Origin of the sequence: Cupriavidus laharis (assembly GCF_914271435.1) — a bacterium.
Taxonomy (GTDB): Bacteria; Pseudomonadota; Gammaproteobacteria; order Burkholderiales; family Burkholderiaceae; genus Cupriavidus; species Cupriavidus laharis.
Window position 1 is genome coordinate 104,884 of record NZ_CAJZAI010000001.1, and the last position, 19,516, is coordinate 124,399.

At 66.7% G+C, this 19,516-nt stretch carries 20 protein-coding genes; 10 read left to right on the forward strand and 10 right to left on the reverse strand.

The window, feature by feature from the left end; translation table 11 throughout:
- Positions 1-328 precede the first annotated feature (328 nt).
- From kdsB to LDO29_RS00505, 5 genes are all read right to left on the reverse strand, one after another.
- Positions 329-1,138 (reverse strand): 3-deoxy-manno-octulosonate cytidylyltransferase, encoded by an 810-nt coding sequence (kdsB, locus tag LDO29_RS00485; protein ID WP_224077836.1) that lies wholly within the window; start codon positions 1,136-1,138, stop codon positions 329-331.
- Between the two features lie 10 nt (positions 1,139-1,148).
- Positions 1,149-1,355, reverse strand: coding sequence for a Trm112 family protein (locus tag LDO29_RS00490; RefSeq protein WP_224077837.1), 207 nt, complete (start codon positions 1,353-1,355; stop codon positions 1,149-1,151).
- On the reverse strand, positions 1,336-2,436 hold the full coding sequence (gene lpxK, locus LDO29_RS00495) for a tetraacyldisaccharide 4'-kinase (RefSeq protein ID WP_224077838.1): 1,101 nt from the start codon (positions 2,434-2,436) through the stop codon (positions 1,336-1,338). The genes LDO29_RS00490 and lpxK overlap by 20 nt, the downstream gene beginning before the upstream one ends.
- A gap of 129 nt (positions 2,437-2,565) precedes the next feature.
- Entirely contained in the window at positions 2,566-2,997 is a 432-nt protein-coding gene (locus LDO29_RS00500; RefSeq protein ID WP_224077839.1) for an ExbD/TolR family protein, read from the reverse strand.
- Positions 2,998-3,022: 25 nt separating this feature from the next.
- Positions 3,023-3,643: a MotA/TolQ/ExbB proton channel family protein gene (locus LDO29_RS00505; RefSeq protein ID WP_224077840.1), complete on the reverse strand. Its 621-nt coding sequence runs from the start codon at positions 3,641-3,643 to the stop codon at positions 3,023-3,025.
- 1,045 nt (positions 3,644-4,688) lie between these two features.
- Here LDO29_RS00505 and xseA point away from each other — a divergent pair.
- On the forward strand, positions 4,689-6,074 hold the full coding sequence (xseA, locus tag LDO29_RS00510; RefSeq protein WP_224077841.1) for an exodeoxyribonuclease VII large subunit: 1,386 nt from the start codon (positions 4,689-4,691) through the stop codon (positions 6,072-6,074).
- Positions 6,075-6,206: 132 nt separating this feature from the next.
- Positions 6,207-6,788, forward strand: coding sequence for a superoxide dismutase [Fe] (gene sodB, locus LDO29_RS00515; protein WP_078195403.1), 582 nt, complete (start codon positions 6,207-6,209; stop codon positions 6,786-6,788).
- A gap of 91 nt (positions 6,789-6,879) precedes the next feature.
- Here the strand turns inward: sodB and LDO29_RS00520 are convergent, their stop codons facing one another.
- The 4 genes from LDO29_RS00520 to LDO29_RS00535 all read right to left on the reverse strand — a co-directional run bounded on the left by LDO29_RS00520 (position 6,880) and on the right by LDO29_RS00535 (position 9,464).
- Positions 6,880-7,893 (reverse strand): FUSC family protein, encoded by a 1,014-nt coding sequence (locus LDO29_RS00520; protein WP_224077842.1) that lies wholly within the window; start codon positions 7,891-7,893, stop codon positions 6,880-6,882.
- Positions 7,894-7,986: 93 nt separating this feature from the next.
- Positions 7,987-8,268 carry a hypothetical protein gene (locus LDO29_RS00525; protein ID WP_224077843.1) on the reverse strand — a complete coding sequence of 94 codons (282 nt, stop codon included), beginning with the start codon at positions 8,266-8,268 and terminating at the stop codon, positions 7,987-7,989.
- Positions 8,269-8,481: 213 nt separating this feature from the next.
- The gene (locus tag LDO29_RS00530; RefSeq protein WP_224077844.1) at positions 8,482-9,162 is read right to left on the reverse strand and encodes a DUF2076 domain-containing protein; all 681 of its coding nucleotides are present in this window, start codon (positions 9,160-9,162) and stop codon (positions 8,482-8,484) included.
- A gap of 125 nt (positions 9,163-9,287) precedes the next feature.
- Entirely contained in the window at positions 9,288-9,464 is a 177-nt protein-coding gene (locus tag LDO29_RS00535; protein WP_224077845.1) for a hypothetical protein, read from the reverse strand.
- A gap of 26 nt (positions 9,465-9,490) precedes the next feature.
- Between LDO29_RS00535 and LDO29_RS00540 the strand changes: the two genes are divergently transcribed.
- From LDO29_RS00540 to fdxA, 3 genes are all read left to right on the forward strand, one after another.
- A complete protein-coding gene (locus tag LDO29_RS00540) occupies positions 9,491-10,528 on the forward strand; it encodes a transporter (protein WP_224077846.1) in 1,038 nt (345 codons plus the stop codon).
- A 103-nt stretch (positions 10,529-10,631) separates the two neighbouring features.
- Positions 10,632-11,555, forward strand: coding sequence for a polyphosphate kinase 2 (ppk2, locus tag LDO29_RS00545; RefSeq protein WP_224077847.1), 924 nt, complete (start codon positions 10,632-10,634; stop codon positions 11,553-11,555).
- A 122-nt stretch (positions 11,556-11,677) separates the two neighbouring features.
- Positions 11,678-12,007, forward strand: a complete 330-nt coding sequence (gene fdxA, locus LDO29_RS00550) for a ferredoxin FdxA (protein WP_224077848.1) — start codon at positions 11,678-11,680, stop codon at positions 12,005-12,007.
- Between the two features lie 28 nt (positions 12,008-12,035).
- Here fdxA and LDO29_RS00555 read toward each other — a convergent pair whose 3' ends face one another.
- Positions 12,036-13,133, reverse strand: coding sequence for a substrate-binding domain-containing protein (locus tag LDO29_RS00555; RefSeq protein WP_224077849.1), 1,098 nt, complete (start codon positions 13,131-13,133; stop codon positions 12,036-12,038).
- 146 nt (positions 13,134-13,279) lie between these two features.
- On the opposite strand from LDO29_RS00555, the gene LDO29_RS00560 reads away from it, so the two are divergent.
- From LDO29_RS00560 to LDO29_RS00580, 5 genes are read left to right on the forward strand one after another with little or no spacing between them, the layout of a single operon-like run.
- A complete protein-coding gene (locus LDO29_RS00560; protein WP_224077850.1) occupies positions 13,280-13,807 on the forward strand; it encodes a formate dehydrogenase subunit gamma in 528 nt (175 codons plus the stop codon).
- A complete protein-coding gene (locus LDO29_RS00565; protein ID WP_224077851.1) occupies positions 13,804-15,369 on the forward strand; it encodes a formate dehydrogenase beta subunit in 1,566 nt (521 codons plus the stop codon). The genes LDO29_RS00560 and LDO29_RS00565 overlap by 4 nt, the downstream gene beginning before the upstream one ends.
- A gap of 42 nt (positions 15,370-15,411) precedes the next feature.
- Positions 15,412-18,282 (forward strand): formate dehydrogenase subunit alpha, encoded by a 2,871-nt coding sequence (gene fdhF / locus LDO29_RS00570; protein ID WP_224077852.1) that lies wholly within the window; start codon positions 15,412-15,414, stop codon positions 18,280-18,282.
- 15 nt (positions 18,283-18,297) lie between these two features.
- Positions 18,298-19,164, forward strand: a complete 867-nt coding sequence (fdhD, locus tag LDO29_RS00575) for a formate dehydrogenase accessory sulfurtransferase FdhD (RefSeq protein WP_224077853.1) — start codon at positions 18,298-18,300, stop codon at positions 19,162-19,164.
- Positions 19,161-19,385, forward strand: a complete 225-nt coding sequence (locus tag LDO29_RS00580; RefSeq protein ID WP_224077854.1) for a formate dehydrogenase subunit delta — start codon at positions 19,161-19,163, stop codon at positions 19,383-19,385. The genes fdhD and LDO29_RS00580 overlap by 4 nt, the downstream gene beginning before the upstream one ends.
- Positions 19,386-19,516: the final 131 nt, after the last annotated feature.

The window sequence follows — 19,516 nt, forward strand, 5'->3', positions numbered from 1 at the left end:
TCAGAGTTTTAAATCTGGTGTGGCGGGAGACGAGAAGGAGGGTAACGCCGTAACTTGACGCAGGACTTACTGCGCGCGCATGGATCAGGTCACGCGGTCGGCCGGTGCGGCGCTGCGGGGAACGCGGCGCGGGTCACCGGACGGGCTCTATCTGTATCTCCCCACCGAGCCTTGGCCGGCCGGCGCATTCTGGTGCGCCATCCCGACGGCTCTGTATCGGCAAGCATTATGCCATGAGGTGCGGTGAATCCGGCCCGAAATCGGGCCGATTCCGTAGTTGCAGCTGTATGAACCTCAGCGCAAAGGCCATCATCCGGCAACAAAGTGCTCAGGGACCTTCCTGGGCCATGCTCTGGGCCCACAGCGCGCGCACGCGTTCCAGGTCCGCCGCGGTGTCGACACCGGGTGCGGGCGCGGCGGTGGTTTCCAGCACCGCGATGCGCTCGCCATGCCACATCGCGCGCAGTTGCTCCAGCGCCTCGGTCTGCTCCAGCGGTGCCGCTGCCAGCGTGGGGAAGCGGCGCAGGAAGCCGGCGCGGTAAGCATACAGGCCGATATGGCGCAGGACCGGCATGGGCGGCAGCGGCACCTGCGCAGCGGAGGCGGGCACCGCGGGCACGCCGGCCCAGTCGTCGCGCGACCACGGAATCGGCGCGCGCGAGAAGTACAGCGCACGGCCGGCGGCATCGCACACCACCTTGACGACGTTCGGGTTGAAGACCTCGGCCACGTCGTGCAGCGGATGGGCGGCGGTCGCAATGGCGCAGTCGGGATGGTGCGCCAGGTGCAGCGCGACGTCGTCGATCAGTTGCGGATCGATCAGCGGCTCGTCGCCCTGCACGTTGACAACGATGGCATCGTCGGGCAGCGCGAGCTGAGCCGCGACTTCGGCCAGGCGGTCCGTGCCCGACGGGTGGTCGGCGCGCGTCAGCACGGCATCGATGCCGTGCGCGGCGCAGGCTTGCGCCACGGCCGGCGCATCGGTGGCGACCACGGTGCGCTGCGCCGACGACAAATGCGCGCGTTCGGCCACGCGCACGATCATCGGCCGTCCGCCGATATCGGCCAGCGGCTTGTCCGGCAGCCGCGTGGACGCCAGCCGCGCAGGAATGACGACGGTGAAGTCCGGGATGCTCATGACGCGCGCCTCAGTCCGCCCGCGGCGGCTCGGCGGGGTCGATCACGCGCCCCGGCACCGACTGGCGGGCCTCGTCGGCCAGCATGACGGGAATGCCGTCCCGGATCGGATAGGCCAGCTTGTCGGCGTGGCAGATCAGTTCCTGCGCGGCACGGTCGTATTCCAGCTTGCCCTTGCACAGCGGGCAGACCAGGATTTCAAGCAGCCGGTTGTCCATCTTGGTGTTCCTTGTTGAGGCCGGTGGCGCTGCCCGATGCGGCGGCGGCCGTCGTGGCCGGGACGCGTGCCTGCACGGCGCGTCGGATCTTGTCGATCAGGCCCGCGTCGATCACGGGCGTGGTGGGGACGACCCAGATGCGCGGGTCGTCGAATCGCTCGCATTTTACGGCATCCTTCTCGGTGATCAGGATGACTTCGGCGTCGAGCGCGTCGGGGTTGCCGGTGAACGGGTCGTCGGCGAAATCGTAGTGGTCGGGCAGCGGCAGCGTCTTCGGGCTCAGGTCAGCGCCGCGCAGGCTCGCGAAGAAACGCTCGGGGTTGCCGATGCCGGCCGCGGCCAGCACGCGCCGCCCGGCAAAGGCGCTGACCGGGCGCGCCATGGCCGGGTCGTTGAGCTGCCACGCTTCGTCCAGTTCCAGGTGCATGCCGTAGACATCGGGCCGGTCCGGCGTGGCGCGGAAGTTCGGGTCGTTGATCAGCGTGGCGTCGCGGGGGCGCGAAAGCGGCTCGCGCAGCGGGCCGGCTGGCAGCATCAGGCCATTGCCGCCCATGCGGGTGTCGAACATCACGATCTCGAAGTCGCGTTGCAGGCGGTAGTGCTGCAGGCCGTCGTCGAGCAGCAGCACGTTGACGCCGGGGTGCGACACCAGCATGGCCTGCGCGCATAGCGCGCGGTCGGGAAACACCCAGACCGGCACGTCGGCGGCGCGCGCGATCAGCAGCGGTTCGTCGCCGACGTCCGACGCCTTCGACGTCGGCTTGACCCGGCGCGGGTGCCTGAGCGTCACGCCGTAGCCGCGCGACACCACGCCCGGACGCAGGCCGGCCTCGGTCAGCGCCTGCGCCAGCGCGATCACGGCTGGCGTCTTGCCGGTGCCGCCCACCGTCACGTTGCCGACCACCACCACGGGCATCGGCAGCCGCGTGGAGCGGAACCAGCCATGCAGGTAGCCGTACCGGCGCACGCGTGCAACCAGGCCGAACAGCAGCGAGAACGGCAGCATCACCCACGCGAACCAGCCCAGGCGCTGCCACTGGGCGGTCACGAAATCGGCAAGAGCATGGAGCGGAACGGACATGGGAGGGCAGGGCGAAGGGGATGGTTGGCTGGCGCGGCATCCAGCCGGACGCGCACATTATGGGCATTGCCCTGCGCATGCGGCAACCCCGGGGCCCGGCGTCGTGCCGGGCTCCGATGCTTGCGGGGGTCAGCGAGGCTGCGAGCTCTGTGTCGAGAAGGTCAGGCGCGACAGCCCGGCCAGCCGCGCGGCTTCCATCACATTGACCACGGCCTGGTGCGTGGCCTGGGCATCGGCGTTGACGATGACCACCGGCGGCTGGCCGCCCGTGGCGGGCCCGGCCGCGGCGCGCAACTGGTCGGCAAGGCTGGTCACGTCTTTCTGCTCCATCACCTGCTTGTTGACGGAATAGACGCCGCGCGAAGACACCGACACCACGATCTCCTGCGGGCGCTGCTGCGCGCGCTCGGCGTCGGCGGTGGGGAGCTGGATCTGCAGCTCGGTGTAGCGCGAGTAGGTGGTCGTGATCATCAGGAAGATCAGGATCACGAGCAGCACGTCGATCAGCGGAATCAGGTTGATTTCTGGCTCTTCACGCCGCTGGCGGGAACGGAATTGCATGGCGCTTCCTGCTTGGGTCCGGCGCTCAGCCGCGCCGTTGCGGCAGGATGGCGTCCAGGAACGCCGTGGCGCGGAATTCCAGCTCGGCCACGTAATCGTCCACGCGGCGGCGGAAGTAGCGCCAGAAGATCAGTGCCGGAATCGCCACGATCAGGCCGAAGGCGGTGTTGTACAGCGCCACCGAGATGCCGTGCGCCAGCTGCTCGGGGTTGGCGCCGGTGCCGCCCTGGCTGCCGAAGATCTCGATCATGCCGATCACCGTGCCGAGCAGCCCCATCAGCGGTGCGACCGAGGCGATGGTGCCCAGCGCGTTCAGGTAGCGCTCCAGGTCATGGGCGACCGCGCGGCCGGCTTCTTCCACCACTTCCTTGGCCGCGTCGCGCGAGGTATGCGGCTGCAGCACCACATGGCGCAGCCCGGCTGCCAGCACGCGGCCCAGCGGCGAATTCTGTTCCAGCGTATTGACCACCTCCGGCGTGGCGCGGCGCTGCTGCGCGGCCGAGAGCGCCTCTTCGTAAAGGCGGGCCGGAAGCACCTTGCCGCGCTTGAGGGTAAGGAAGCGCTCGACGATCAGTGCCAGCGCGAGAACCGAAGCGAGCAGCAGCGGCCAGATCGGCCAGCCGGCCGCTTGAATGATCGAAAACAATTGGACCCCCGAATCGACAACCAGAGACGACAGAAAGAAAACTGACCGGCTTTATATGGCAGGCCTTGGATACGCGCACACCGAGGCTCTGCGCGCAGCGGCACTGCTCCGAAAAATCAGGCAGCACTCTAACCCGCGCCATGGCGCGCGGCAAGACGCTGGCAAAGGATGTCTCGGCCGCGCATCGGTGCGGCGGCACACACTTTCCACAGCGGGGCGGGACAGTATTGTGGATGGATTGTGGAAACCGGCCGGACAAGCGGGCTAACGTATTGATCCGAAAGGGTAAAGATGATGCTGCCTGTTTTTTGTGCAACCACGCTTCCAGAGCGGTTGTACCCCTGTCGACAGCGACCACAGGCGTTGCGGACGGGTTTACCCGCTGCTTTCCACACCCCGGCGGGACAGGATTGTGGACGGCTTGTGGAAACCTGCCTGAGAACCAGGTTAAGTCATTGATTGCAATGGGTATACGTGCTGATGCTTAAAAAATGAGCAGTCAGCGCTTCAGAGGGCTCCGGCATGTGCATACAGGCGGAGCTCAAAATGTCTCGCATTTTCCACACGGCGCAGGGAGAGGATTGTGGAAGGGCTGTGGACAACCTCGGGAAAGCGATGCTAACCCATTGATTTTACGATGGTACCTGGGTGCTGCCTGGAAAATAGGCAGCCGCTGGCCGATCAGGGCCGGGAACCGGCGTGTGGCCCGGGCGATTCTTGCCTGTCAGGTGCACCGTCGTTTCGTCCAGCACCAGGCGCCGAAAGCAACACCTGCCGCGCCTTGCGCCGAATGGTCCTCTTTTATCCAGAGTTCCTGTGGATAACTTTGTGAACAAGCTCGGGGCGCCGGCCGTAAGTGGTTGACGCGTAAGGAAATTGGTTACATTGCCTAATTTTTGTTGCGGTCCGAAAATTCATAAGAATCAAAGAGTTGTACCTACTCATGCGGGCTCTGGCGCAGGCCGACGGCATCACGACCTCCCTCTTGACATAGCCGTTATGCTGTGGACATGTCCAATCCATGCCGCGAGCGCGGCGACGCCCCATGCCCGAGCCGCAGAACTTTTCGCGTGAAGCGCCCTCCCTGCCCGCCCGAAACGCGCGGGAAGCCATTCCGGTGGGAGAACTGAACCATGCGATTGCGACCATGCTTGAGCGTGGTTTTCCGCTGACCTGGGTCCGTGGCGAAATCTCCAACTTCACCCGGGCGGCGAGCGGCCACTGGTATTTCTCGCTCAAGGATGCGCGGGCGCAGATCCGCTGCGTGATGTTCCGCGGGCGCAACCAGCATGTTGATTTCACGCCGCGCGAAGGGGAGGCGGTGGAAGTGCGCGCCGTGGTCACGTTGTACGAGGCGCGCGGCGACCTGCAGCTTGGCGTGGAGGCCATGCGGCGTGCCGGCCTCGGCAATCTTTACGAAGCCTTCCTGCGCCTGAAGGAAAAATTGGCACAAGCAGGGTTGTTTGCACCGGAGCGCAAGCGGCCCGTGCCATCGCATCCGCGCAGCATCGGCATCGTCACTTCGCTGCAGGCGGCGGCGTTGCGCGATGTGCTGACCACGCTGCGACGGCGCGCACCGCACGTGCCGGTCACGGTGTATCCGGTGCCGGTGCAGGGCGCGGGCGCCGCGCAGAAGATTGCCGACATGCTCGACCAGGCCAGCGCCCGGCGCGAGTGCGATGTCATCATCCTGTGCCGCGGCGGCGGCAGCATAGAAGACCTCTGGTCCTTCAATGAGGAGGTGGTGGCGCATGCCATCGCGCGCAGCGCGGTGCCGGTGGTCTCGGGCGTGGGCCATGAAACTGATTTCACCATTGCCGATTTCGTCGCCGACGTGCGCGCGCCCACGCCCACCGGCGCGGCCGAACTGGTGAGCCCGGACCGCGGACACCTGCTGGCCCTGACCCGGCGGGCCGGCGACGCGCTGGCACAGTCGATGCGCCGCGAACTGGACCGGCGCGCGCAACACCTGGACTGGCTGGCGCGCCGCCTGCGCAGCCCGCAGGCGCAACTCCAGGAGCGGCGCGCCCGCGTCGACAATCTGGCGCGACACTTGCGTTCGGCATTGCGGGAGACCGTGGTGGCGCAGCGCCACCGCCAGCAGTTGCTGGCCATGCGCTGGACGGCTTGCCGGCCTGACATGGCGGCGGCCAGGGCGGATGTCACGCGGCTGTCGCAACGCATGCAGGCGGCGGCGGCCCGCATGCAGGAGCGGCAGGCGCAGCGCCTGGCAAGCGTGGCCGGCGCGCTGGAGTTGCTGGCGCCGCAGCGCACGCTTGAACGCGGCTATGCAGTGCTGCTCGACCAGCGCGGCCGCGCGCTGCGTTCGCCGGCCGAATTGCGTCCCGGCGGCGTGGTGGAGGCCCATCTGGCCGAAGGCGTGGCGGATATCGCCATTGCCGGCGTGCAGGCCAAGCTGGGCGGAATCTGAAGCCGCGGCCAGCCACGCGCGGACAAACTAACATGACCTCAGGGGGCTTTGCGCCGCGGTTTGCGTGGGTCTTGCAAGTCTCCTACAATCGGCAATTCCCCGACCACAACCCCAACCCACAGAGACAGAACAATGGAACACAAGCTCCCCCCGCTGCCGTACGCGCATGATGCCCTGGCTCCGCACATCTCCAAGGAGACGCTGGAGTTCCACCATGACAAGCATCACCAGACCTACGTCACGAACCTGAACAACCTCATCAAGGGCACCGAGTTCGAGAACTCGACCCTGGAAGAGATCGTCAAGAAGTCGTCCGGCGGCATCTTCAACAACGCCGCCCAGGTGTGGAACCACACCTTCTACTGGGAATCGATGAAGCCCAACGGCGGCGGCCAGCCGACCGGCGCCCTGGCTGACGCCATCAACGCCAAGTGGGGCTCGTTCGACAAGTTCAAGGAAGAGTTCACCAAGACCGCTGTCGGCACCTTCGGTTCGGGCTGGGCCTGGCTGGTCAAGAAGGCCGACGGCTCGCTGGACCTGGTGTCCACCTCCAACGCCGCCACCCCGCTGACCACCGACGCCAAGCCGCTGCTGACCTGCGACGTGTGGGAACACGCCTACTACATCGACTACCGCAATGCCCGTCCGAAGTACGTCGAGGCATTCTGGAACGTCGTGAACTGGGACTTCGCTGGCAAGAACTTTGCCGGCTGATTCGTTTCCAGCTTCGATGCAAAACAAAGGGCCCGACGGGCCCTTTGTTCATGGTGCACGCGCATGGCGCACTGGCCGCTGCTTCGGTGCGCTATCGTGCGCCGTACGGAAAGCCATGCTGCGCGCTCAGCCGGTCGAGCCGCGCGCGCATGCGGGCCAGGTCGGCGGCAAGCTGCCGTGCCATGAACGGGAGCGGGCCCGGCTGCGGGTCGGCCTCGGTAGCGTCTGCGGATGGGGCCCGCGACGGCGCCCGCCCGGTCTCGAGCGCCTCGGCCATCGTCAGCAGCGAAGGCTCGATGCCCGGGTCCTCGCCTTCGCGCAGGCCGGTCTCATGTTCGATCGCGGCCATCAGTTCGAGCGCGCTGATGCAGACGCGCGCGGCGTGCTGGATTTCCTCGAACTCCGCTGCCGGCACGCCGGTCTCCTTGGCCACGGATGGAATCAGCCCGCGCAGCGGGATCAGCCTCGTGCCCAGGTCGAGCATGGCCGCGCGCTGTTCCGCGGCATCGGCGAAGCCGCTCTGCATCTTGCGGTGGACGGCCGCGCTCGCGCGCAGCAGTGCCGCGAGCCGGATGCGCCAGGAATAGGAAGCATAGGCCGGCAGCGCGAACGAGAACACGAGCGCAATCGCCGTGCCGATGAAGACATCGACGGTGCGCCACAGCGCGTCATAGACGTTCTGGTTGCCATGGCCGGCCGTGATCACCACCGTGATCGCCGCGAGCAGCGCGATATAGCCGCCCTTGCCGATGGCGTGATAAGCGCAATAGCCGCAGATCACGGCCATCAGCGCGTAGGTCAGCAACGGCATGCCGATGTACGATTGCTGCACGATCAGCGCAAGCCCCGCGAGCGCGCCAATCAGCGTACCCATCCCGCGCTCGGCCGCGCGGCGCCGGATATTGCCATGGTGCTGCAGTCCGCCGATCACCACCAGCACGGTAATGGTGGCCCACTCGCCGTGCGGGACGTTGATGCCGGTAGTCAGCGCAATCGACACCAGCAGCGCAAGCGCGACGCGTATCGCATGGAACTGCCTGGCTTGACGGAAACGCCGGTTCGTGTCGAACAGCACGTCGGTGGTCTTGCGCAGGAGATCGAGCATGGTCGCGTGGCGGCAGGGGGCGATTGCCCAGTGTACGTCACGCTCCGGCGAGGGAAGCAATGCGTTTGCGTCGCAGGCGGCTTCAACCAGCCCTCACTCATTCCCCCACGCCTGATTGCGCCACGACACGATTTCACTCGGTGGCGCAGCACCGCCCGGCGCGCCGCCCTTGCGGTACGCCAGCGTGAACAGCACCAGCGAGGTGCGCCGCGACGAGTACCGGTCGCGCAGCGGCATGCCCGACCTTGCCGGCCACCAGTGCGGCGGCAGCCGTCCGGCGCTGGCATAGGCCAGCCCGCAGTATCCCCAGCCGGCCGACGACAACTGCCACAGCCAGCGGAATCCTTCGATGGGAGAGCGGGAGCGTGCGCGCATGCGATTGCCTCCCGATGGGCGCCGGGCGCAAATGTCCTGTGCGGCACGGCCGGCAGTATCGGAGCCATGCCGGCCAGCCGCGCTCATGCGGAAACAGGCGGGACCCCGGTCGCGCCAGCGAGGGGGCGCCTCACATCCGTACCTGCCAACATAGCATCTGGCGGCGGCTTAGGGAAACTTCAGCGACGGTGCGCGCGTATTGCCGCGTGCGCTTCACACGAACGACGAATCGTCATCGAAGAAGCCACCGTCGTCGAGTCCGCCGGACAGCCCGCCGTCGTCCAGGAAGCCGTTTGCCGTGGCCGTGCTGCCGTTGCCTGACAAGGCGGGATCGTCATTGCCGAAGAAGTTGTTGACAATGGTCGTGTCGGACGGCGCCGGGCCCGTGCCCGACTGGCCTAGGAAGCCGCTGCCGCTGTTGCGGTGGAACAGGTTCTCGATGCCCTGGAACAGGAACGCGCCGCCCGCCACGCCGGCGGCCGTGGTGGCGATGCTGCCCAGCGTGCTGCCGAGCCCGCCGCTGAGGAAGCCGGGCCGGGACGCTTGCGCGGGCATGGCCTGTGGCGCGGCCGCGGCCGGCGCGGATGGCATCTGCTGCACGGGGGTATTGCCCCAGGCGTTCTGCGCGCTGATAAAGCTGCCATTGCCGGCGCCATTCCCCGCATTGGCCTGCGCGGCAGCGAGCTGCCCTTGCAGCGATGCGACTTGCGCCTGCGCCGATGCGAGCGCGTGGTCGAGCAGCATCGCGCGCTGGACCAGCAGATAGGCCGCATCAGGCTGCCGGGCCACGGCTTCGGCAATGAGCTGTTGCGCCTGCGGGTCCTTGGCGCCGGCACGGGCCTGCGTGAGCTGGTTCAGAAAGGCTTCGAGTGCCTGCAATTCCTGGGGGGCCATCAGATCTCTCCTGTCCGGTCTGTCCGGTGCCTGGGTACGCCAGCAGTCTATGGGGCGAGACTTAAGCGAAACTTAAAGGCAGGAGAAGACGGCGTCCGCCAGCGCAGGGCTGGCGGACCGGCCCTTCAGGCCGCGCCGGTGAAGGCCCTCCACGGCAGCAGTGCGGCCGCTGCCATGCTCACCAGTGCAAACAGGCGCTGCAGGCGTGCCGGCGGCGCTGCCGCGAACGCACGCTGTACCGCCGGCTGCGGGCCCTTGGCCTGGCATGAATGCCACGCAGCCATGGTAAGGTTCCCGGTCATTCAGCAATGCGGCAACGAGGGCATGCATGCAACCTGGCATCGTCGATCCCGGCTATGGCTCCGATCCGGTGGGGCTGGTCAACGGCTATCTCTTCACTCCTGGCCAGCCGGCGCGTGAGATCGGCTCGGCCGACGCGCTCGACTGGCTTGCGCGTACGCGCGCGGCGGAGCAGGGCAGTCCCGGCGGCGATGCCTTCCTGTGGCTGCATTTCAACCTGTCGCACAGCGCCTGCGAGCGCTGGATGAAGGCCCGGCTGGCGCTGCCGGAGGACTTTTTCGAATCGCTGCGCCAGGGCTCGCACTCCACGCGCATCGAACGCCAGGACCCGGCGCTGCTCGCGGTGGTCAATGACGTGATCTACAACTTCGGGGTCTCGTCCAACGACATCTCCACGCTGTGGGCGTGCGCCGACCGCTGCCTGCTTGTCACGGCGCGGGCGAAGCCGCTGCGTTCGATCGACAAGCTGCGCGCCGCGGTGCGCCGGGGCGAGGGCTTCCGTTCGCCGCTGGACCTGCTGGTGCACCTGTTGCGCGACCAGGCCGACGTGCTGGTGCAGATCGTGCGCGAGACCGGCATCGGCGTGGACCGTATCGAAGACCAGCTGCTCGCGCAGCGCCTGCAGGCCAACCGGGCCGACCTGGGCGCCATGCGGCGCGGGCTGGTGCGCCTGCAGCGCCTGCTGGCGCCGGAACCGGGTGCGATGTTCCGGCTGCTCAACCGGCCGCCGGCCTGGATACGCGACGACGACCTGCAGGAACTGCGCGAGGCGACGGAAGAATTCTCGCTGGTGCTAAACGACCTCGCGGCGATGGTCGAGCGCATCAAGCTGCTGCAGGAAGAGATTGCCGCCAAGCTCAACGAACAGACCAACCGCACGCTGTTCACGCTGACGCTGGTCACCGTGCTGGCGCTGCCGATCAACATCGTGGCGGGCTTTTTCGGCATGAACGTCGGCGGCATCCCGCTGGCCGAACACCCGCACGGCTTCTGGATACTCGTGGCACTGGTGGCCACGTTCACGGTACTGGCCGGCCGCTGGGCGTTCCGCAAGGAGGGACCGTAGCGCAGGTGCTTCACGAGATTGCCATACTGCCGCGCTAGCATCGCCACCCGGAGGGCCTGCGCCAGGCCCGGGCTGAAACGGGACCAAGCATGTGGAGCGAGCGATGACAAACCACGAAGAAGCGCTGATCCGGCGCATCCACCGCGAGGTGGCGGATCAATACGACGAAGAGCTCGAACTCGAGCTCGAGGACCGCGAGTTCGTGCTGGGCCCCGATGGGCAGGCCAGCCTGGTCGAGGATGGACCGGACGAACGAGCCCATCGCCAGCGCTATTTTCACGAGCTGTTCCGCCTGCAGGGCGAGCTGGTCAAGCTGCAGAGCTGGGTAGTCCGCAGCGGGCACAAGATGGTGGTGCTGTTCGAAGGCCGCGACGCGGCGGGCAAGGGCGGCGTGATCAAGCGCATATCGCAGCGCCTGAACCCGCGCGTCTGCCGTGTGGCCGCGCTGCCTGCACCCAACGATCGCGAGCGCACGCAGTGGTATTTCCAGCGCTATGTGTCGCACCTGCCCGCGGCCGGCGAGATCGTGCTGTTCGACCGCAGCTGGTACAACCGCGCGGGCGTCGAGCGCGTCATGGGCTTCTGCGACGACGACCAGTACGAGGAGTTCTTCCGCTCCGTGCCGGAATTCGAGCGCATGCTGGTGCGCTCGGGCATCCAGGTCATCAAGTACTGGTTCTCGATCTCCGACGACGAGCAGCACCTGCGCTTCCTGAGCCGCATCCACGATCCCCTCAAGCAGTGGAAGCTCAGCCCGATGGACCTTGAGTCCCGCCGGCGCTGGGAGGACTACACGCGGGCCAAGGAAATCATGATGGAACGCACGCATATCCCCGAAGCACCGTGGTGGGTGGTGCAGGCGGTGGACAAGAAGCGTGCGCGCCTGAACTGCATCCAACACTTGCTGCAGCAGGTGCCCTATACGGACGTCGACCATCCGACCGTGGTGCTGCCGAAGCGCGAGCGGCACGCCGACTATGTGCGGATGCCGGTGCCGGATGAGATGATCGTGCCGGAGATCTACTGACCCGGTATGCTGGGGGGTTGCCGCGGTTGAAGCATTTTGAACGACTCGGACAGTGCGCGCAGCCCCGCCGGCCGCAGCGGCGCGCTAGCATCGAATCGTTTGCTGTCCGCTGTTTGCCCCCGATGACCTTTGTCGTAACGGATGCCTGCATCCAGTGCCGCCATACCGACTGCGTGGAAGTCTGCCCCATGTCGTGCTTCCACGAAGGGCCCAACTTCCTTGCCATTGATCCTGACCAGTGCATCGACTGCTCGATGTGCGTGCCGCTCTGCCCCGTTGGTGCGATCTATTCCGAGCATGACCTGCCCGAAGACCAGCGCCATTTCCTGGCCCTCAACGCCGAACTGGCTCGCCGCGCGGACTGGCCGCCGCTGCTGAAGGCGAAGGGGCCGCTGCCCGATCATGCCGACTGGGCCGATCATCCTGACCGGCTGTCGCTGCTGATCCGGTAACCCTTCCGGGTATCCTCGGATATCCCGCTCAGCGCATCTCCGCGCGGTGCTCCGGAAAGGCCTCGGCCAGGGTCAGCACCGTGCCGGTCAGGCTGCCGTCATAGCCCGGCAGTGCATTGACGCGCTGGCGAAAGCTCTCGCTCGTGAGCGCGCCCACGGCGCCGGCCAGTGCGGGACTGTTGAGCTTCTTCTTTTCGATTGCGAAGAAGTAGCGCTCCTTGAGCACCGGCACGAATTCCAGTCCGAAGCGTCGCGCTGCGGTCTCCACGCCGAAGCCCACGTCGGCCATGCCGCTGCCGATATACGCGGCGACAGCGGCGTGCGTGAATTCGCCGTTGTTGTAGCCCTCGATCCGTGCCGGGTCGATGCCGCGCGCGGCCAGGATCAGGTCCAGCAGCAGCCGCGTGCCGGAGCCGACCTGCCGGTTGACGAAACGCACTTCGCGCCGCATCAGGTCTTCCAGCGTGTGCACACCGAGCGGATTGCCCATGCGCACGAACAGCCCCTGGCTGCGCACGGCCAAGTGGATCAGGCAATGAGTGTCGGGTTTGAGCCACGTAGTGAAGTGACGGACCATGCCTGGCTCGAACTCGCCTATGGGCACGTGGAAGCCGGCAATGTCGCAGGCGCCCTCGGCCAGCGCGGCCACGGCTTCTACGCTGCCGCAGTACTTCAGGTCGTGCCGCACCTGCTGCTCATCGAGGAAATCGCGCAGCGCCGCCACCGCGAAGCCGTGGCTCGCGTGCAGGCGCACGGCCGGGTCGGTGCGGTCCATCAGCTTCTTCAGTTCGATCTCCAGCTCAGAGGCCAGGCTGTCCAGCGTCGGCGACAGCCGCGCGCCGATGCGCTTGCTGGCCCACACCAGTTGCTGCGCCAGCGGCGTGAGTGCGCTGCCGCGCCCGCGCGTCTTGGCGATCAGCGGGCCGCCGAACAGCGACTCGGCGTCGCGCAGGATGCCCCACGCATAGCGGTAGGACAGCGCGACCGCCTCAGCGGACTGGCTGATGCTGCCCGAGGCCTCGATATGGCCCAGCAGTGCCACCAGCCGCGACACGTCCAGCGGTTCGTCGGCCGGGCTGTCATCGTCCCGGATCTGCAGATGTGGGGAGATCGAGATGCGGATCATATGTAGAAAATAGCTTATTGAACCCGGCCAAACACTCTCATATAGTCGCTCCAACGGCCTCAAAGCCGTGGTTGGACCCCAGGAAATAGGAAAAAAATAGCATATAAATGGTCGCCCTGCCGAGGAGCGGCCCCACAGGAGACACCATGCCAGATACCGCCACTCCCGTTACGGCATCGGCCGACGTGGCCCGCACATCGGCCATTGCCGCGATTGTGGCGGCGCGCCAGGACATGCCCGGTGCCCTGCTGCCGATCCTGCATGAAATCCAGGATACCCAGGGCTACATCCCCGAGACGGCCGTGCCCGTGATTGCCAGGGCACTGAACCTGTCGCGCGCCGAAGTGCATGGCGTGATCACCTTCTACCACCATTTCCGCCAGCAGCCTGCCGGCCGCCACGTCGTGCAGGTCTGCCGTGCCGAGGCCTGCCAGTCAGTCGGCGCCGAGGCGCTGGCCGAGCATGCGAAGCGCGCGCTTGGCTGCGATTTCCATGAAACCACCGCCGACGGCGCGGTCACGCTGGAGCCGGTCTACTGCCTGGGCCAGTGCGCCTGCGGCCCGGCCGTGATGATGGGCGAGCAACTGCACGGCTACGTGGATGCGAAGCGCTTCGACGTGCTGGTGCGCCAGCTGCGCGATGTCCAGTCCGCAAACGAGGAGGCCCAGGCATGAGCGCCGCCGTCACCACCATCTTCGTCCCGCGCGATTCCACCGCGCTGGCCCTCGGCGCCGACGGCGTGGCGCGCGCCATCGAGCGCGAGGCCGCGGCGCGCGGCGAGTCCGTGCACATCGTGCGCAACGGTTCGCGCGGCATGTTCTGGCTCGAGCCGCTGGTCGAGGTGCAGACCGGCGCGGGCCGTGTGGCCTACGGCCCGGTCAGCGCCGGCGACGTGCCGGGACTGTTCGATGCCGGTTTCCTGCAAGGCGGTGCGCATGCGCTGGCACATGGCCTGACCGACGAGATCCCGTTCCTCAAGCGCCAGGAGCGCCTGACGTTCGCCCGCGTTGGCATCACCGATCCGCTGTCGCTCGACGATTACCGCGCGCATGAAGGCTTTGCCGGCCTGGAACGCGCGCTGTCGATGGAACCTGCCGCGATCGTGCAGGAAGTGACCGACTCCGGTCTGCGCGGCCGCGGCGGCGCGGCGTTCCCGACCGGCATCAAGTGGAAGACCGTGCTGGGCGCGAAGTCCGCCGTCAAGTACATCGTCTGCAATGCGGACGAAGGCGACTCGGGCACGTTCTCCGACCGCATGGTGATGGAAGACGATCCGTTCATGCTGATCGAGGGCATGACCATCGCCGGCCTCGCCGTGGGCGCGGAGCAGGGCTATATCTACTGCCGCTCCGAATATCCGCATGCGATCGCCGTGCTGAATGCAGCCATCGCGATCGCGACGGCGGAAGGCTGGCTCGGCGATGACATCCGCGGCAGCGGCAAGCGTTTCCATCTCGAAGTGCGCAAGGGCGCCGGTGCCTATGTATGCGGCGAGGAAACCGCGCTGCTCGAAAGCCTGGAAGGCAAGCGTGGCGTGGTGCGCGCCAAGCCGCCGCTGCCGGCGCTCGAAGGCCTGTTCGGGAAGCCCACCGTGATCAACAACGTGATCTCGCTGGCGACCGTGCCCGTGATCTTCGCGCGCGGCGCGCAGCACTATCGCGACTTCGGCATGGGCCGTTCGCGCGGCACGCTGCCGTTCCAGCTCGCCGGCAACATCCGGCAGGGCGGCCTTGTGGAAAAGGCGTTCGGCGTCACGTTGCGCGAGCTGCTGTTCGACTATGGCGGCGGCACGCGCAGCGGCCGCGCCGTGCGCGCGGTGCAGGTGGGCGGCCCGCTGGGCACGTACCTGCCCGAATCGCGCTTCGACGTGCCGATGGACTATGAAGCTTATGCCGCGTTCGGCGGCGTGGTCGGCCACGGCGGCATCGTGGTGTTCGACGAAACCGTCGACATGGCGAAGCAGGCGCGCTATGCGATGGAGTTCTGCGCGATCGAGTCGTGCGGCAAATGCACGCCGTGCCGGATCGGCTCCACGCGCGGCGTGGAAGTCATGGACAGGATCATCGCCGGCAACGAACCGGTCAAACACGTCAAGCTCGTGCGCGACCTGTGCGACACCATGCTCAACGGCTCGCTCTGCGCCATGGGCGGCATGACGCCGTACCCGGTGCTGTCCGCGCTCAACGAATTCCCCGAGGACTTCGGCCTCGCCCCCAACCCCGCCAAGGCGGCATAGGCCGACGCAAGCCGGTACAGAACAGAACAACGGGAGACAACCATGGATTGCCGCGATGTGATCGACTTCGGCACCCCCGCCAGTGAATCGACCGAGATGGTCACCCTCGAGATCGATGGCGTCAGCGTCACCGTGCCGGCCGGCACGTCGGTGATGCGCGCCGCGATGGAGGCGGAGGTCAGCGTGCCCAAGCTGTGCGCGACCGACAGCCTGAAGTCATTCGGCTCGTGCCGCCTGTGCCTGGTGGAAATCGAAGGGCGCCGCGGCTATCCGGCCTCGTGCACCACGCCGGTGGAAGCCGGCATGAAGGTGAAGACGCAGAGCGACAAGCTGTCCGACCTGCGCCGCGGCGTGATGGAGCTGTACATCTCCGACCACCCGCTCGACTGCCTGACCTGCCCGACCAACGGCAACTGCGAGCTGCAGGACATGGCCGGCGTGGTGGGCCTGCGCGAGGTGCGCTACAACGACGGCGGACCGATCGCGACGCACACCGAGATGAAGAAGGACGAGTCCAATCCTTACTTCACCTACGACCCGTCCAAGTGCATTGTCTGCAACCGCTGCGTGCGCGCGTGCGAGGAAACCCAGGGCACGTTCGCGCTGACGATCTCGGGCCGAGGCTTTGAGTCGCGCGTGTCGCCGGGCACCAGCCAGTCGTTCATGGAATCGGACTGCGTGTCGTGCGGCGCCTGCGTGCAGGCTTGCCCGACCGCGACGCTGACCGAGACTTCCGTCATCAGGCTGGGCCAGGCGCCGAGCAGTACCGTGACCACGTGCGCCTACTGCGGCGTGGGCTGCTCGTTCAAGGCCGAGATGAAGGGCAACGAGGTCGTGCGCATGGTGCCGTACAAGGACGGCAAGGCCAACGAAGGCCATGCCTGCGTGAAGGGCCGCTTTGCCTGGGGCTACGCCACGCACAAGGACCGCATCCTCAAGCCGATGATCCGCGCGAAGATCACCGATCCGTGGCGCGAGGTGTCGTGGGAAGAGGCGATCGGCTATGCCGCGTCGGAGTTCAAGCGCATCCAGGCCAAGCATGGCAAGGATTCGATCGGCGGTATCGTGTCGTCGCGCTGCACGAACGAGGAAGGCTATCTGGTCCAGAAGCTTGTGCGCGCCGCGTTCGGCAACAACAACGTCGATACGTGCGCACGGGTCTGCCACTCGCCCACCGGCTACGGCCTGAAGCAGACGCTCGGCGAATCGGCGGGCACGCAGACCTTCAAGTCGGTCGAGAAGTCCGACGTGATCATGGTGATCGGCGCCAACCCGACCGATGGCCACCCGGTGTTCGCGTCGCGCATGAAGAAGCGCCTGCGCGCCGGCGCGAAGCTGATCGTGGCCGATCCGCGCCGGATCGACCTGGTCGATTCGCCGCACATCCGCGCCGACTACCATCTGCAATTGCGTCCGGGCACCAACGTTGCACTGGTGACGTCGATCGCCCACGTGATCGTGACCGAAGGGCTGCTGGCCGAGTCGTTCATCGCCGAGCGCTGCGAGGACCGTGCCTTCCAGCAATGGCGCGACTTCGTCTCGCTGCCGGAGAACTCGCCCGAAGCTATGGCCGAGGTGACCGGCGTGCCGGCAGATCAGTTGCGTGGCGCCGCGCGCCTCTATGCCACCGGCGGCAATGCGGCCATCTACTACGGCCTCGGCGTCACGGAACATGCGCAGGGCTCCACCACGGTGATGGGCATCGCCAATCTCGCCATGGCCACCGGCAACGTCGGCCGCGAAGGCGTGGGCGTGAACCCGCTGCGCGGCCAGAACAACGTGCAGGGTTCGTGCGACATGGGCTCGTTCCCGCACGAGCTGCCGGGCTACCGCCACGTGTCGGACTCGACCGTGCGCGGCCTGTTCGAATCGGCGTGGAATGTGGAGATCAGCCCCGAGCCGGGCCTGCGCATCCCGAACATGTTCGACGCTGCAATCGGCGGCAGCTTCATGGGCATGTACTGCCAGGGCGAGGACATCGTCCAGTCCGACCCGAACACCCAGCACGTGGCCCACGCGCTGTCGTCGATGGAATGCATTGTCGTGCAGGACATCTTCCTGAACGAGACCGCCAAGTACGCGCATGTGTTCCTGCCGGGCTCCTCGTTCCTGGAGAAGGACGGCACCTTCACCAATGCCGAACGCCGCATCTCGCGCGTGCGCAAGGTGATGCCGCCCAAGGCCGGCTACGCCGACTGGGAAGCGACCATCCTGCTGGCGAATGCGCTGGGCTATCCCATGAACTACAAGCATCCGTCGGAGATCATGGACGAGATCGCGCGCCTGACGCCGACCTTTGCCGGCGTGAGCTACAAGCGGCTCGACGAGCTCGGCAGCATCCAGTGGCCGTGCAACGAACAGGCACCGGAAGGCACCCCGACCATGCACATCGACGAGTTCGTGCGAGGGAAGGGCAAGTTCATCATCACCAAGTACGTGCCGACCACCGAGAAGATCACGCGTGCCTACCCGCTGATCCTGACCACGGGCCGCATCCTGTCGCAATACAACGTGGGTGCGCAGACGCGCCGCACCGAGAACGTTCACTGGCATGGCGAGGACCGGCTCGAGATCCATCCGCACGATGCCGAGGAGCGCGGCATCAAGGACGGTGACTGGGTCGGCGTGCAGAGCCGGGCAGGGGAGACCGTGCTGCGCGCGATCGTCAGCGAGCGCATGCAGCCGGGCGTGGTCTACACCACCTTCCACTTCCCGGAATCCGGCGCCAACGTGATCACCACCGACAACTCCGACTGGGCCACCAACTGCCCCGAGTACAAGGTGACCGCGGTGCAGGTGATGCCGGTAGCGCAGCCGTCGGCGTGGCAGAAGCAGTACCACGCGTTCAACGCGCAGCAACTGCAGCTGCTCGAAGCTGCCAGCGCCGACCCGGCCCAGGCCGCGGTCGGCTGACAGGAGGACCGCATCATGATGCGCTGCCTGAACGGGCCGGAACTCGAACCAGCCCTGCAAGCGGACGGCGAGCCCGCCACGCACAGTACTTTTGCGGTCAGCCGCTGGCGCTACGGCGAAAACGTGCTGAGCCCTGACGAGCTCGCCGAAGAGGTGCCGGTCGCGCTGGAGTACAACGGCATCTCGCACGCGGTGATGCTGGCCACGCCGGCCGACCTGGAAGACTTCGCACTTGGCTTCAGCCTGAGCGAGGGCATTGTCTCCAGTCCGCGCGATGTGTACGACATCGAGACCGAAACGCGCGAGCATGGCATTGCCGTGCGGCTGGAGATTGCGTCGGAGGCCTTCATGGGCCTCAAGGAACGGCGCCGTTCGCTGGCTGGCCGCACGGGCTGCGGCCTGTGCGGCACCGAATCGCTGGAGCAGGTGATGCGCATGCCTGCATCTGTGAAGAGCCAAGCGAGTTTCCACGCCGACGTGATCCAGGCCGCGTTCGTGCAGCTTCAGTTGCGTCAGGCGCTGCAGCGCGAGACCGGCGCCACGCATGCTGCGGCGTGGCTGCGTGCCGACGGCCATGTCGCGATGGTGCGCGAGGACGTGGGCCGGCACAATGCGCTCGACAAGCTCGCCGGTGCGCTTGCGCGCAGCGGCGAGGATATTGCTACCGGCGCGGTGCTGGTGACCAGCCGCGCGAGCTATGAAATGGTGCTCAAGGCGGCGGCCATCGGCGCCGGCGTACTGGCTGCCGTATCAGCGCCGACGGCGCTGGCCGTGCGGCTGGCCGAGCAGGCCAACGTCACGCTGGCGGGTTTCGTCCGTGCCAGCGGCCACGTGGTCTACACCCATCCCCAACGCCTGCAACACGAAGCGAGCCTGGCATGAAGATCGACAACCTGATTACGATGGCCAACCAGATCGGCAGTTTTTTTGAAGCGATGCCGGATCGGGAGGAAGCGTTGGCGGATATCGCCGGGCATATCAAGCGGTTCTGGGAACCGCGGATGCGGAGGGCTTTGCTTGGCCATGTGGATGCTGATGCTGGCGCCGGGCTGCTGGGGATTGTGCGGGAGGCGGTGGGGAGGTATCGGGGGGTGTTGGAGTGAGGGTTTGTTGGATGTTGATGGGTTGTTGTGCTTGGCGGGCGCCGCTGTTTCGCCGGCGTAGCCGGCGAGTTACTTTTTGCCCGAGCCCCTCCATGTCAGGATAGTTGTCGCCTCGCCGCCTTTCGATGAAG

Bases quoted from the DNA above. Each gene is read 5' to 3' on its own strand.
- LDO29_RS00540 (WP_224077846.1), top strand. From the start codon at position 9,491: ATGCAACCTGGCATCGTCGATCCCGGCTATGGCTCCGATCCGGTGGGG.
- LDO29_RS00525 (WP_224077843.1), bottom strand. From the start codon at position 8,268: ATGCGCGCACGCTCCCGCTCTCCCATCGAAGGATTCCGCTGGCTGTGG.
- LDO29_RS00520 (WP_224077842.1), bottom strand. From the start codon at position 7,893: ATGCTCGATCTCCTGCGCAAGACCACCGACGTGCTGTTCGACACGAAC.
- fdxA (WP_224077848.1), top strand. From the start codon at position 11,678: ATGACCTTTGTCGTAACGGATGCCTGCATCCAGTGCCGCCATACCGAC.
- LDO29_RS00535 (WP_224077845.1), bottom strand. From the start codon at position 9,464: ATGACCGGGAACCTTACCATGGCTGCGTGGCATTCATGCCAGGCCAAG.
- LDO29_RS00555 (WP_224077849.1), bottom strand. From the start codon at position 13,133: ATGATCCGCATCTCGATCTCCCCACATCTGCAGATCCGGGACGATGAC.
- sodB (WP_078195403.1), top strand. From the start codon at position 6,207: ATGGAACACAAGCTCCCCCCGCTGCCGTACGCGCATGATGCCCTGGCT.
- LDO29_RS00490 (WP_224077837.1), bottom strand. From the start codon at position 1,355: ATGGACAACCGGCTGCTTGAAATCCTGGTCTGCCCGCTGTGCAAGGGC.
- kdsB (WP_224077836.1), bottom strand. From the start codon at position 1,138: ATGAGCATCCCGGACTTCACCGTCGTCATTCCTGCGCGGCTGGCGTCC.
- LDO29_RS00560 (WP_224077850.1), top strand. From the start codon at position 13,280: ATGCCAGATACCGCCACTCCCGTTACGGCATCGGCCGACGTGGCCCGC.
- LDO29_RS00500 (WP_224077839.1), bottom strand. From the start codon at position 2,997: ATGCAATTCCGTTCCCGCCAGCGGCGTGAAGAGCCAGAAATCAACCTG.
- lpxK (WP_224077838.1), bottom strand. From the start codon at position 2,436: ATGTCCGTTCCGCTCCATGCTCTTGCCGATTTCGTGACCGCCCAGTGG.
- fdhD (WP_224077853.1), top strand. From the start codon at position 18,298: ATGATGCGCTGCCTGAACGGGCCGGAACTCGAACCAGCCCTGCAAGCG.
- LDO29_RS00580 (WP_224077854.1), top strand. From the start codon at position 19,161: ATGAAGATCGACAACCTGATTACGATGGCCAACCAGATCGGCAGTTTT.
- fdhF (WP_224077852.1), top strand. From the start codon at position 15,412: ATGGATTGCCGCGATGTGATCGACTTCGGCACCCCCGCCAGTGAATCG.
- ppk2 (WP_224077847.1), top strand. From the start codon at position 10,632: ATGACAAACCACGAAGAAGCGCTGATCCGGCGCATCCACCGCGAGGTG.
- xseA (WP_224077841.1), top strand. From the start codon at position 4,689: ATGCCCGAGCCGCAGAACTTTTCGCGTGAAGCGCCCTCCCTGCCCGCC.
- LDO29_RS00565 (WP_224077851.1), top strand. From the start codon at position 13,804: ATGAGCGCCGCCGTCACCACCATCTTCGTCCCGCGCGATTCCACCGCG.
- LDO29_RS00530 (WP_224077844.1), bottom strand. From the start codon at position 9,162: ATGGCCCCCCAGGAATTGCAGGCACTCGAAGCCTTTCTGAACCAGCTC.